The organism is Algibacillus agarilyticus, from assembly GCF_003286125.1.
GTDB classification, from domain to species: domain Bacteria; phylum Pseudomonadota; class Gammaproteobacteria; order Enterobacterales; family Alteromonadaceae; genus Algibacillus; species Algibacillus agarilyticus.
The window spans coordinates 341973-355554 of the sequence record NZ_QMED01000001.1; the positions used below are offsets into that span (position 1 = coordinate 341973).

12 protein-coding genes are annotated in these 13582 nt (G+C 39.4%); 3 read left to right on the forward strand and 9 right to left on the reverse strand.

Annotated elements, in window-relative coordinates; genetic code table 11:
- Positions 1 to 459: 459 nt before the first annotated feature.
- Positions 460 to 1491, reverse strand: a complete 1032-nt coding sequence (locus DPX34_RS01550; protein ID WP_111976639.1) for a LacI family DNA-binding transcriptional regulator — start codon at positions 1489 to 1491, stop codon at positions 460 to 462.
- 413 nt (positions 1492 to 1904) lie between these two features.
- Between DPX34_RS01550 and dnaB the strand changes: the two genes are divergently transcribed.
- Entirely contained in the window at positions 1905 to 3305 is a 1401-nt protein-coding gene (gene dnaB / locus DPX34_RS01555; RefSeq protein WP_111976640.1) for a replicative DNA helicase, read from the forward strand.
- 44 nt (positions 3306 to 3349) lie between these two features.
- A complete protein-coding gene (alr, locus tag DPX34_RS01560; protein WP_232824622.1) occupies positions 3350 to 4441 on the forward strand; it encodes an alanine racemase in 1092 nt (363 codons plus the stop codon).
- Positions 4442 to 4926: 485 nt separating this feature from the next.
- Here alr and DPX34_RS01565 read toward each other — a convergent pair whose 3' ends face one another.
- Positions 4927 to 5136: a DUF3820 family protein gene (locus DPX34_RS01565; RefSeq protein WP_111976642.1), complete on the reverse strand. Its 210-nt coding sequence runs from the start codon at positions 5134 to 5136 to the stop codon at positions 4927 to 4929.
- Between the two features lie 679 nt (positions 5137 to 5815).
- Here DPX34_RS01565 and DPX34_RS01575 point away from each other — a divergent pair.
- Entirely contained in the window at positions 5816 to 5968 is a 153-nt protein-coding gene (locus DPX34_RS01575; protein ID WP_232824623.1) for a DUF3545 family protein, read from the forward strand.
- 47 nt (positions 5969 to 6015) lie between these two features.
- Here DPX34_RS01575 and ung read toward each other — a convergent pair whose 3' ends face one another.
- The 7 genes from ung to DPX34_RS01610 all read right to left on the reverse strand — a co-directional run bounded on the left by ung (position 6016) and on the right by DPX34_RS01610 (position 13566).
- Complete coding sequence (gene ung / locus DPX34_RS01580; RefSeq protein ID WP_111976644.1) at positions 6016 to 6675, reverse strand: uracil-DNA glycosylase; 660 nt, start codon at positions 6673 to 6675, stop codon at positions 6016 to 6018.
- Positions 6676 to 6735: 60 nt separating this feature from the next.
- Positions 6736 to 8019, reverse strand: a complete 1284-nt coding sequence (gene thrC, locus DPX34_RS01585) for a threonine synthase (protein WP_111976645.1) — start codon at positions 8017 to 8019, stop codon at positions 6736 to 6738.
- The gene (thrB, locus tag DPX34_RS01590; RefSeq protein WP_111976646.1) at positions 8020 to 8973 is read right to left on the reverse strand and encodes a homoserine kinase; all 954 of its coding nucleotides are present in this window, start codon (positions 8971 to 8973) and stop codon (positions 8020 to 8022) included.
- 1 nt (position 8974) lies between these two features.
- A complete protein-coding gene (thrA, locus tag DPX34_RS01595; RefSeq protein ID WP_269815494.1) occupies positions 8975 to 11461 on the reverse strand; it encodes a bifunctional aspartate kinase/homoserine dehydrogenase I in 2487 nt (828 codons plus the stop codon).
- A gap of 191 nt (positions 11462 to 11652) precedes the next feature.
- The gene (locus tag DPX34_RS01600; protein WP_111976648.1) at positions 11653 to 12588 is read right to left on the reverse strand and encodes a GGDEF domain-containing protein; all 936 of its coding nucleotides are present in this window, start codon (positions 12586 to 12588) and stop codon (positions 11653 to 11655) included.
- Between the two features lies 1 nt (position 12589).
- Positions 12590 to 13201, reverse strand: coding sequence for a chemotaxis protein (locus DPX34_RS01605; RefSeq protein ID WP_232824619.1), 612 nt, complete (start codon positions 13199 to 13201; stop codon positions 12590 to 12592).
- Complete coding sequence (locus DPX34_RS01610; protein WP_111976650.1) at positions 13201 to 13566, reverse strand: response regulator; 366 nt, start codon at positions 13564 to 13566, stop codon at positions 13201 to 13203. Before DPX34_RS01610 ends, DPX34_RS01605 begins: the two co-directional genes overlap by 1 nt.
- Positions 13567 to 13582: the final 16 nt, after the last annotated feature.

Consider the following 13582-nt stretch of genomic DNA (forward strand, 5'->3'; position numbering starts at 1 on the left):
AATACAATGCTTTCATCTAGCTATGCCGATCAAAAAGTTGGGTACCCACAAATAAAGCGAAAATCGTATTTATTACATGCTATCGCGTTGTGCGAAATTGATTTTAAAGCTGCAGTTAATCACATCAAATGCAAACACTAAAATTCAACACGCTTAGTATACGTAAAGATTTTAGATAAACAATTTATCTACTTAAAAAACTACTATTGAAAGGTAATTAAATCTATAGAAGGAATGAAATGGTGATAAAACAAACAAACGCCTTATTTATAAAGCAAGGCGTCGATTTGGAATATGAGTTAAGACTTGGGTATAGTCTTCTCGCTCAGGTTTTATGGTTCATTGTCAGCGCTTACTCGCCCCAATCACATAATAGAGCATATGCTCATGGGGTCTCGAAGCTTGACTGCTTCCCCTAAAACTCGATCGCTTTGACTATATATATGAATAACGTCTGTTTTAGAGTTTCGCCCCACAAGATTCGCGCACAATTAAACGAGCAGGAATATGGCGTGTTTCAATTTCCGTTTCCTCTATTTGTTTAATTAAATTATAAACAAGTGTTTGCCCTGCAAGATTCGTATTTTGCTGCACGGTGGTTAATGGCGGATTACTGTATTTAGCCACGGTTAAATCGTCAAATCCAACAACGGCAACATCATTAGGCACATTAAATCCGGCCTCGGTTAATGCCGATATGGCACCAATCGCAATTAAATCACTTGCACACACAATAGCATCAAACGTATGCCCGCTCGCTAATAAACGCTGAACCGCTTCAACGCCTGCAGCTTCAGTGGTTACCGCATCATACTGTAAACTCAAGTCTACATAATGACCTGACTCTTCAATCGCTTTGCAATAACCTTTATAACGCTCATACAGTTCAGGACTGTGATTATCTGCCCCCCCTAAAAAGGCAATAGAACGACGTCCTAATGATAATAAATGACGCGTAATCAGGTACCCCCCATTTTTGTTGTCACAGCCAATAGACAACCAAGGTTCACCTTCAACTACCGCTCCCCATCGAACAAATTTAGTGCCTTGTTCAACAAGTTCATTTAATTTACCTTCGTAATCAAGGTAATCACCGTAGCCCAATAAAATAATACCATCCGCTTTATTAGTATCCGCGAAGTCAGCACTCCAATCGGTACTAAATTGCTGAAAAGAGACTAAAAGGTCATAACCTTCTTTTGAACAAGTACGCGTAATACTGCCCAGCATAGACAAATAAAACGGATTGATATGTGACTCGGTGTCATCAAGCTCTTCAAAAAGTAAAAGTGCAAGGGTACCACTGTGCCGAGTCCGCAAGTTACTCGCATTTTTATCAACTTTATAATTTAGCTCGCGTGCAATCGCTTGTATTTTTTTACGCGTTTCTTCGTTTACTTGCGGTGAATTACGCAAAGCACGAGAAACCGTCGACTGTGAAACGCCGGCTCGGTAAGCTATATCAAACGAGGTTGCTTTAGATTTTGACATTGAAAATAAAAGCCTTTTATTATTTTATCGTAAACTTTCGCCTCTAATACTATATCAAGTATAGCTAATTAGCCAAAAATGCTTAACAAACGATTAACGGCTGCATACGTATGTTTTTTGATTTTTACTCGATTTGGTGTATCAGCTTATTTTTTACTACATGAGTTCAATATAATACAAACCATAAAATAATTTACCCCTTAATATAATAAATAAAAGGTCACGTTTACACCGTCAATAACGAGGCCAAAAGAGCAAGCAATGCTCTATCACCTAAGCCAAAATCAACTTAACAATAAAAACACCGATAGGATCCTAAGTTAATATAGTAAAAGGATTTAACCTCAAGCATAAAAACGTCATAATAGCCGCCAAACTGAGTTACTGTATTGCATAAGGCTTTTTGACGTTATATGGCAAATGACTGGAATAAAAAAAAGAAACCCACTTCGGTAGAAGATATAAAAGCGGCTCCGCATTCGTTGGAAGCTGAACAATCGGTTATAGGCGGCCTTTTACTCGATAATGAAACTTGGGATCAAGTTGCCGAACGTGTGGTTGCGCAAGATTTTTATAATCGCGCTAACCGTCTTGTCTTCGAAAATATGGCCCAATTGGTTGAAGCAAATAAGCCAATTGATTTAATCACAATTTCAGAAGCACTCGATCAAGCTAAAGTACTTGATGATATAGGCGGCTTTGCCTATTTGGCTGAAGTGGCAGATAACACCCCTAGCGCCGCGAATATAACCGCTTATGCCGATATCGTGAGAGAAAGGGCAGTATTACGTGAACTGATCGGGGTGGCTAATGAAATTGCAGAAGCGGGTTACGACCCACAAGGCCGAGACGCAAATGAATTACTCGACTTTGCTGAATCTAAAGTATTCAAAATAGCAGAACAACGAACAAATGCGAACGAAGGGCCACAAAGCATGGGTATCGTGCTTGAAAATACAATCAAGCGTATTGAAGAAGCCATGACATTAGGCAAAGATGGGGTTACGGGTGTGACCACTGGTTTTGCCGAGCTTGATAAATTAACATCTGGCATGCAGCCTTCTGATCTCATTATTGTTGCAGCACGTCCTTCTATGGGTAAAACCACATTTGCCATGAACTTAGTTGAAAATGCCTCACTAGCACATGATAAGCCAGTACTGGTATTTAGTTTAGAAATGCCGGCAGAACAAATTATGATGCGTTCATTGGCATCCTTAAGTCGAGTCAATCAAACAAGTGTGAGAACCGGTCAATTAGAAGATGATGACTGGGCTCGTATTTCTTCAACGGTTAGCTTATTAAATCAACGTCAAAATATATTTATTGATGACTCATCAGGTTTAACCCCAACTGAAGTCCGCTCTAGAGCTCGCCGGGTGCATCGTGATCACGGTGGTATCTCCATGATTATGGTCGATTATCTACAATTAATGACCGTTCCTTCTTTATCAGACAATCGAACCTTAGAAATAGCTGAAATATCACGCTCTTTAAAATCTTTAGCCAAAGAACTGCAAGTTCCAGTAATCGCGCTTTCGCAGTTAAACCGTGGTCTAGAGCAACGAGCCGACAAACGCCCTATTAACTCAGATTTACGTGAATCCGGCTCAATTGAGCAAGATGCCGATTTAATTATGTTTATTTATCGTGATGAGGTTTACAACGAAAACTCTGAATTTAAAGGTATTGGTGAAATTATTATTGGTAAACAGCGTAATGGTCCATTAGGTGTGGCTCGCTTAGCTTTCCAAGGCCAGTATTCACGATTTGATAACTTAGCTAACCCAGGTGATTATGGTGATTACGAATAAATGGGCGATTAACATGCTTAAACAAAGTAATGTATAACGTGACGATCTCTTCTGCAACCGCGATAATCAACTTATCGCGTATTGAGCAAAACTTACAAAAAATTAGACAGCTTGCGCCTAATTCACAAGTGTTAGCCGTGTGTAAGGCAAACGGTTATGGTCATGGTTTAGTACAAGTCGCCAATAGTTTGCAAACAGCAAATGCTTTTGGTGTCGCACGGATAGAAGAAGCCTATAAATTGCGTTCAAGTGGTATAGTAAAACCGATTGTCTTGCTTGAAGGCTTTTTTCAGTCAACCGACTTACCTCACCTTGTCGCGAGTAATATTGAAACGGTTGTTCACTGCATTGAACAACTAGAAGCAATAGAACAAGCCACGCTTGATAACCCCATTCAAGTCTGGCTAAAAATCGATACAGGCATGACACGCGCAGGCATAGCCCCCGAAGAATTATCACATTATTACACCCGGTTAAAAGCCAGCGCTAATGTAAAAACTGAAATACGTCTGATGAGTCACTTTGCATGTGCAGATGAATTAGACTCACCAATGAATTCAACTCAATTATCTAACTTTAACCATTGTACTCAGTATTACTCTGCGCCGCGTTCATTGGCTAACTCGGCAGCAAGCCTGCTAATACCAGAAAGCCACTTTGAGTGGATACGGCCAGGGATCATTCTTTATGGTGTTTCTCCACTCGAAAGTAACACCGAATCGACAAAAAAATTTAGCCCTGCAATGACCTTAAAATCCTGTTTAATCGCAGTTAAAAAAGTCAAAGCGGGATCGCATGTTGGCTACGGCGCAACCTGGACAACAACGGCTGATACCTACATAGGCATTGTGGCAATAGGTTACGGAGATGGCTACCCTCGACATGCTAAAAATGGGACCCCCGTTTGGATCAATGGCCGAAACGTGCCACTCATAGGCCGTGTTTCTATGGATATGATCACCGTTGATTTGGGTAACCATTTACAAGATAAAAATGGAGATGAAGTTGAATTGTGGGGCGACAATTTAGCCATAGAAACCGTCGCTGCGCACGCAACAACCATACCTTACGAGCTTATGTGTGGCTTAACTTCACGAGTTAAATTGAGCTACTTAACACCTAACATTAACACCTAACAATGAATATAGTCAAAGCGATCGGGTTTTAGGGGAAGCCGTCAAGCTTCGAGACCCCATGAGCATATGCTCTATTATGTGATTGGGGCGAGTAAGCGCTGACAATGAACCATAAAACCTGAGCGAGAAGACTATAGATTTATACCCACAAGCCACTAGGACGTGTTTATCTTTGTCGTATAGATTTAGTTCAATTCCAAAGCGTTTTGATCGCGGCATTAGCTTGATGGCATAGTGGCTCTACGTCAAAAGCCCATAACAAAGAGCAAAACGTTTTGGATTGAACCCAAAGGGCAGCGCATTTGCACTATTTCTACTATGTTGCCCCACATGGATGTGGGGTAAGGTGACTTTGCAGGAGCATAAAGTCTTTATCGCTCTTTTATGTAGAAAAACTACACCGCAATCGCTCTGCCTTGTATAAATCGTGCAAATACGGCTGCAAAAGCATACACAAAAGATAAACACACCCTAGGGGATAAACCTTACTTTAAGGGCTTAATTAATCCTTCAAGCCCTTCTATTTTAATCGCTAACGCTAAAGCCATTAATTGACCTAGTCGACCTTGCGGAAATTCTTTCTTTTGAAACCACAATAAATACTCTTCAGGTAAATCAATAATCACTCGTCCTTCATATTTACCAAATGGCATTGTGAAGCGTGCTAAATCAATTAAATCTTTTTGTTCAAACATGAAATGTCCTTTTTGAATCAGGCAAGCTTGTGTGCAATAAACACCAGCCTACCCTATCGGATAGCCGTAAAAGATACACGAAAAATACAATTCTAATAAACTCACTTTACCTATTTTTTAGTTATACCAATCCGTAATAATAAGTGCCCACTCAGAGAGCGTTTAAATGCGCTTAGATGAAAGAATAGTGGTGCTCTTTTGAGTTCGAGCAACACAGCGTAAGCGCATTTAAAACTCGCCTGAAAGGAATGCCCCAGTGGCTTTTGACCTGCGTTATCGGTATTTGAAAGGGAACAACCATTCCTGTACACCGACGCCTTGTTCAAAAACCGCTGGATGCATTCTGAGAGATCACTTATTTATATAAATTGGTATTAAACGACTCAATACATACATTTATTTAACATTAACGCATAAATAAAGCTTGATTGTTGAATATAAAATAAACTAAATTCGAAATATGTTGAAAGTTGATTAAATACAGCCTTGGCGATAGGAGTAAGCCGCTAGATATTCATTATATTGAAAACTCAGAAAAACGCTGTCATCTAGTTTTTACAATAGCGTCACATAATTTTAATCAATAGTTGATTTAATCATGTGCAGCAACTCAATAGTGTTCTGATTTATTACAATAAGCCCAGTTAAGGAGCAAACCATGAATAGCGAAACATTAGAAATGGCAAACTTTGATAAAGGTTCACGTGGACGCCCAACTCAAAAAAGAAAATGGCGCGAAATTGAAGCAATTAAAGAGCAATTCAGATTACGTAAGGAACTAAAAGAATTTGATTTTGCTGATGAAATCGACCTAGATAGCATTGAAGTGTAATAACGGCCTATCGGCCGTTTTTTTATTTAAAGCTAAAAATGACCAGACTATAACTGCCAAGTTATGGTCTGCTTATTTGCTTTTTGTAAATACGCATTCGCTTTAGAAAAATGCTGACATTCAAAAAAACCACGATGCGCTGATAAAGGTGATGGATGAACACTTTTTAAAATACAGTGCTTATTACCATCAATCATTTTCTCTTTTTGCTGTGCATGTGCCCCCCAAAGCATAAATACGATCGACTCGTTATTCGCATTCAATAGTTCAATCGCTTTATCGGTAAATAATTCCCAACCTTTTTTAGCATGAGAATGGGCTTTACCCGCTTCCACTGTTAATACCGTATTTAATAGCATGACACCTTGCTTAGCCCAAGCCGTTAGATTGCCATGTGTAGGTGGTGTGAATGTCTCATCATCAAGTGCTAAGGCTTTGTATATATTTTTTAAAGAAGGCGGTAATTTAATATCGCTCGCAATAGAAAAGCTTAAACCATGAGCCTGGCCAGCACCATGATAGGGGTCTTGGCCCAATATCACCACGCGTACGTCTTTTAAAGGCGTTAATAAAAAAGCGTTAAGTACATCTTGTTCTGCAGGATAAATCGTTTTGCCCGCCAATCGCTCACCTTCAACAAACGCGGTTAACTGTTTAAAATAGGCTTGCTGTTTTTCTTGCTCTATAAAATCCAACCAGTCTGTCATTTTTATTCCAGATATAAAAAAACCCCGCCAAGCGAGGTTTCATAATAAAACAATTCAAATTTAGCCTAACGTTTTAAGCATGTATGCTTTTAACGATTCAAATTGGCTATCGAGCTGTGAAGATAATAAGGCTTTATTAGCACATTCAGCTAACTCTTTAGGTAACGCAACGGGCGTACCCAAAATATTTTCAACCGTTTCTTTAAATTTAGCAGGATGAGCCGTACCTAAGAATAAGCCAACTTCATCATCTTCAATTGAACGTTTTAACGCTTTATAAGCAACACCGGCATGAGGTTCACTTAAATAACCTAAATCATTCAAATGCTTAACGGCCATTTGTGTATAGTCTTCATCAACCGTGTCGCCTGTTAGTGAGGCTTTATCGATGTAACCAAACTCAATTAACGCTTCAATACGTGGCCAATTGTTAGGTGCACTTACATCCATCGCATTCGACATCGTCGCAACGGTTTTATTAGGCTGCCATTCACCCGTTTTTAAATAACGAGGAACCGTATCATTGGCATTCGTTGCCGCGATAAAACGTTTAATCGGTAATCCCATGGCTTTAGCGATCATCGCGGCCGTTAAATTACCAAAATTACCACTGGGTACTGAAATAACAGCATCGGCACGTTTTTCAGCCGGTAACTGAGCAATCGCTTCGAAATAATAACAAACTTGCGCCAGTAAACGGCTAATGTTAATTGAGTTAGCCGAGTTTAAATGTAAACCGTCTCGGATCTCAGGTGCATCAAAAGCATCTTTAACAAGTTGCTGACAGCTATCAAAATCATCATCAATTTCAACCGTGTGAATATTGCCACCTAATGTACAAAACAGTTTTTCTTGTAAAGAACTGATCATGCCTTTAGGGTACAAAATAACCACATCAATGTTGCTTATACCATAAAAAGCATGAGCCACTGCCGCGCCAGTATCACCTGAGGTAGCGGTTAAAATAGTAATTTTTTCTTTTTTGCTAAATTGCGCTAAACATTGGGCCATAAAACGCGCACCAAAATCTTTAAACGCTAATGTAGGACCGTGGAATAATTCTAATGAATAAACATTATCTGCAATATGTGCAACCGGTGCTGGAAATTGAAATGCATTGTTAACCATAGTTTGCAATGTTTCAGCATCGACTTCATCACCAATAAACTGACCTAATATTTCAGCACTTCGTTCATTAAATGGTTTAGCTAATAAAGAATCAATATCGTCAATCGTCGGTATGTTTTTTGGAAAAAATAAACCTTGTTGTCTACCCAGACCTTGTTGCACAGCTTGGCTAAATGTGACGACTTCTGAGGGATCTTTTAAGTTAAATAATTCCACTTACTTATCCTCTGTAATGGCAATGCCATTATTATCTATTTTACAAACGTGGCTAAACCCAAATTCATTTTGAGTATAATTAGCTTGTAACCACGCGCGAATGTTTTCCGCTGCTTCTGCATTTTCAGAAACAGCAAAGACAGTAGGTCCTGAACCTGAAATCCCAAATGCTAAAGCACCTTGGCTTTTTGCATAAGCTCTTGCATCATCAAAACCTTTTAACAATGATTTTCTGTGTGGCTCAGCGATCACATCTTGCATCATGCTAGCGGCTAAAGCTTTATCGCCTGTGTGTAATGCATGCACAAAAACAGCTAATTGACGACCAAAGTCGATTGTCGTTTTAGTCGAAAACTCTTTTGGTAAGATATCCCGCGCAGCGGCTGTTGATACGCTGGCGCCAGAATAACAGATAGTCCAATACCAATCATCAAAGCAAGGTAAAGTAATGCTTACTTTATCTTCACTTTCAACCATCAGTTGTAGACCACCTAAGTAACAAGGCGCTACATTATCGTAATGTACGCTACCACTTATTTGGCCTTCTAATTTACCCATTAAACGTAATAAAGTTTCTTTGTCTAGTGGGTAATCAAAATAGGCATTAAGCACCGCAAGCGCCGCAACAATAGATGAAGCACTAGAACCTAAACCACTACCAATCGGTAAGTTTTTCTCTAATTGCATGGCTAAATTAGGTATCGCTTTGCCTTGTTCCAACATAGCGGCTTTAAAACCGATAAAGCAGTCATAAACAATATTTTCTTTAGGATCGGCCGGCAATTTATCGGCAAAATGACCAGCTAATGATAGGCTAAACTCATTGGCTTCATTAAGCACGGTAACGCGATCACCTAACAAACTGCCATCAATAGGTGCTAACGCTAAACCTAGAATGTCAAAACCTAAACTCACATTCCCGGTTGATGCCGGTGCATAAGCGGTTACACTCATGTTATACCTCTCGCTGCCAGCTAACCGTTCGCATTACATCCGTAAAGACACCAGCAGCCGTCACATCGGCACCGGCGCCATAACCACGAATAACTAATGGAATAGGATTATAATAAACACTGTGCAGTGCTAAAGCATTTTCACCGTCCTTAATCGCAAATAGAGGATGTTCACTACCCACGGCTTCAATGCTACATTTGCATTTTCCATTATCGATAATACCGACATAGCGTAATACTTGGCCTTGAGCTTTTGCCTTTTCAGCCAGTTCTTGATAATAAACATTCGCTTTAGGAAGGTTAGCCATAAATTCGTCAATTGAACCATTAGCATCAAACGTCGGCGGTAAAACAGACTCAACCTCGATATCAGATAGCTCCATCTGCATGCCCGCTTCACGTGCCATAATAAGTAATTTACGCGCCACATCCATCCCACTTAAATCGTCACGTGGATCCGGTTCAGTAAAACCGTTATCACGGGCGATAGATGTTGCATCAGATAAACTCATACCTTCATCTAACTTGCCAAAAATATACGAAAGAGACCCAGACAAAATACCTTGGAAGCCAGTTAAATCATCACCTGCATGCAATAAGTTTTGTAACGTATCAATAACCGGTAAGCCGGCACCTACGTTTGTTTCATATAAGAAACGACGTTTGTTATCTTGAGCTGCAGCGCGTAATTGATGATAAAAAGCCATGGAACTGGTGTTCGCCTTTTTATTTGGCGTAACGACATGGAAACCTGCATTTAAAAAATCTACGTACTGATCCGCAACATGTTCATTACTCGTACAATCAATGATGACTGGATTGATCAAATGATTGTCTTCAACAAATTGCTGTAAACGAGTTAATGAGAAACCTTCGGTTGCAGTGTCTAGCGTGTTTTCCCAGTTATTCAAATCAACGCCATTTTCAACAAGCGCTAATTTTCGACTGTTAGCTAAACCGTATACTTGTAGGCTTATATTGCGCTCATTAAGAAAAGCTTGTTGGCGTTCAAATTGCTTTATTAACGCTTTACCAACCGTGCCGCAACCAATTAAGAAAGCATCAACCGTATGTAAGTTGCTAAAGAAGTTTTGATGTATCACTTTAATCGCATCCTGACTTTTTGATCCTTCGATAACAGCTGAAATTGAGCGCTCAGAAGAGCCCTGTGCGATCGCGACAATATTGACATGAGTTTGGCTTAATGAAGAAAAGAACTTAGCCGCGATGCCTTTATGTTGGCGCATTCCGTCACCTACAATAGAGATAACAGACAATTGGTTTCTAAACTCAATTTCTTCCAACAAGTTATTATTTAACTCTAATTCGAACTCATCATTCAGAATATTTTGCGCTTTTTCTTCGTCTTCAGTGTAAATACAAAAGCTAACACTGTACTCGCTTGAAGATTGTGTGATCATGAGCACCGAGATATGTGCACGTGAAATCGCATCAAAAATACGGCTAGCCATGCCCACCATCCCTTTCATACCAGGGCCTGCAACATTCACCATCGTGATGTCATCAAGGGTCGAAATGCCTTTTACAACATGATCTGTATCGATGCTGTCATTAGTAATCAATGTGCCTGGTGCACTAGGGTTAAGCGTGTTCTTAATACGACATGGAATTGAATATTGAGCGATAGGACCGATCGTTTTAGGGTGTAATACGCTGGCACCAAAATATGAAAGCTCCATGGCTTCTTGATAAGATAGTTGTTCAAGTAATTGTGCCGCATGCACGCGACGTGGATCAGCATTATAAACACCGTCAACATCAGTCCAAATCTCACAAGTAGACGCATCTACACAGGCAGCAAGAATAGCAGCTGAATAATCAGACCCATTACGACCTAAAGTCACTAATTGGCCTTCTTCATTACCCGCACAAAAACCAGGCATCACTAAAACCGTGTTAGCCGGTAAATTTTTATCTGCAAACCGTGCTCGGCTCATTTCGATGTCTGCCATCGAGCTTAAAAAACTACCCTGCGCAGTAATTAATTCAACCGGGTTGATAACGAGTGCATCAGTGCCACAAGCTTTAACCAATTCAGCGAAAATCTCAACACTAACAAACTCACCTAGGCAAATTATTTGCGCATTAACAGAATCAGGACATTGACCTAACAAGCGGATCCCTTCGATACGGTCATGTAAAAAGGCTAACTTTTCAGTGACAACATTTTGTAAATGCGCAGTGTCGTATTGATCTAATTGAGCCGCTAAGTCACTAATAATTGAAGTAAACGTTGTCTCAAGCTGCTTATAAAGCGCGGCTGTATCTTGACCTGAAATCGCGGCGTTAACAATGGCGACTAAATTGTTGGTAACCCCCTGAGGTGCAGACAAAACGACTGCTGCATCTTCAGTTTTATGCTGTGCGAGTACAATTTCTTTTACTGCTTGATATTTATCTGCATTGGCTAACGAAGAACCGCCAAATTTTAAAACTTGCATGCCTTGTTTCCTATCTTCTTGAGACAAAAAAGCCCGTGACTTGTGAAGTCACGGGCTCTTGTTAATTCAGTTATTAAGACAAGCGCAAACCGTGACCACCCGCTATCGCATGGTGATCGAAATAATAATGGTTATAATTATGCTTGTACTTATTTTCATACGGAGAATTTGCCTTAACCAAGTATAACTGTCAACGATTTTTTGGCAAATGCTTATACTTATGCTTTATATAAAGTAACTCGGTTACGACCTTCACGTTTAGATTGGTATAAAGCCATATCTGCACGGCTTAACATTTCTTCATATGATTTGTATTGATCCGATATTTCAATCACGCCAATACTTAAAGTTACAAAGATAGCTTGCCCTTCAAACATGATTTTGTGCATTTGCACTTCTTTACGTATGCGTTCGGACAGTTCAGCAGCGCCTTTACCACCGGTATTAGGGCAAATAATACCAAACTCTTCACCACCATAACGACCAATTAAATCGGCACTACGTAATAAATCTTTTATTTTAGCGGCCAATTCAACTAAAACCTGATCGCCACCTCGGTGACCAAAAGTGTCATTAATATTTTTAAATTTATCTAAATCAAACAACATTAAAGAAAGCGGTCTATCATGTCGCTGAGCCGTATCAAACTCAATGATACAACGCTCTTCCCAATAACGGCGATTAGCCACTTGAGTTAAACCGTCAGTTTGATTAGATTTTTCAAGTTTATTCATGGCGACATTTAGCTGCTGTTGGTAATAACAGACATCCGTAGCGTCTTCTATAATAATACAAGCTTGCTTAACTTCACCTTTTTCAACAATCGGTAAAATAGTGCAATTTTGCGCCATAAAATCATTCGTGGTCGTAATAGGCCTCGAATGTGGCATTTTAAAAATATATTGCCTTTGTTCCCAAGAGCTAAAAGCTGGCGTATTTAATGTAAAAACACTCTGTAGCTTTCGCTTTAACCAATGCTCAGGTAATTCAGGAAATAAACTAAATAAGTTTTGACCTTTGGCTTGTTCTTTCTTAACGCCACCATGCAAAACAACAAAGTGGTTAATTAAATCAATATTATACTCAGCATCAATAATAACGACGCCTGAGTTAATTTGCTGAACAACAAATGAGTTTAACTCTGTGATATTCAATTTAGTATTCTTCTAAAATACGATCGAGAACAGATTGAATATTTTGAATAGCTTCACCCGGGATTAATAAGATCATGTCACAATTAAAAGAATAATCCGTAACTTGATAGCTGATATCAACCTTTAACGCTAATTCCCAATTAAATGATAATTGCTCTAAATGACTATCAAGCGACGTATTTAAAGACGAAATTAACCGTGGCGCGCTATATGACATTTGATTAGAAATTAACTCAGCGAGTCCATTTAAAAAAGTAGTCGTTAAAATAGAGCTAATATCGGCAAGCTGCTCGTTTTCATTTGCCTCTTCGGGTTCATACCCTAATAAGCTAGCAACTTCTTTAGCGTTATCTCGGCGATAAACTAATAATGATTCACCTCTAATACCATCGTTACCATAAAAGCCTTGGCTAACGACAGAAACACTACTGCCATTGTATTTTTGGGCAAACAATAGCGGTAAAGTATCAGACCCTACTAGCTCTATATAAGGCACATCTAAGTGAACAAACGTTTCAAGATAACGAGCGAGCTTGTCACTTGCTTGCCCCATTGCCACGTTAATAAGCTCTTGCAAGCAGTCTCTTTGGTCTTCACTTAATGTAATATTCATTATAAGAGCCCATAATCTTTTAGGATATTATTTAACTTGTCAGTACTGACAGGCTTATTAATAAATGCCAAAGCACCTAAAGACTCTACTTTTTTCTTCATGTCGGGTTGAATATCAGCTGAGACAACAACCACAAAATCAACTAACTTTTCTGCTTTGTTGATTTCGAGCACACCGATACCGTCAATTTCTGGCATCGTTAAATCAAGAAACATGATCCCAACACGATTAGCACGTAAATAATCAATTGCTTCTCGGCCATTAGTCACCATGCTTACATCGATATCCCATCCTTGCGGTAAGCTTTTTTTAACTTGTTTTCGCGCTAGCGCTGAATCATCACAAATGAGTACTGGAATAGACATGATTTTCTTCTTGGTT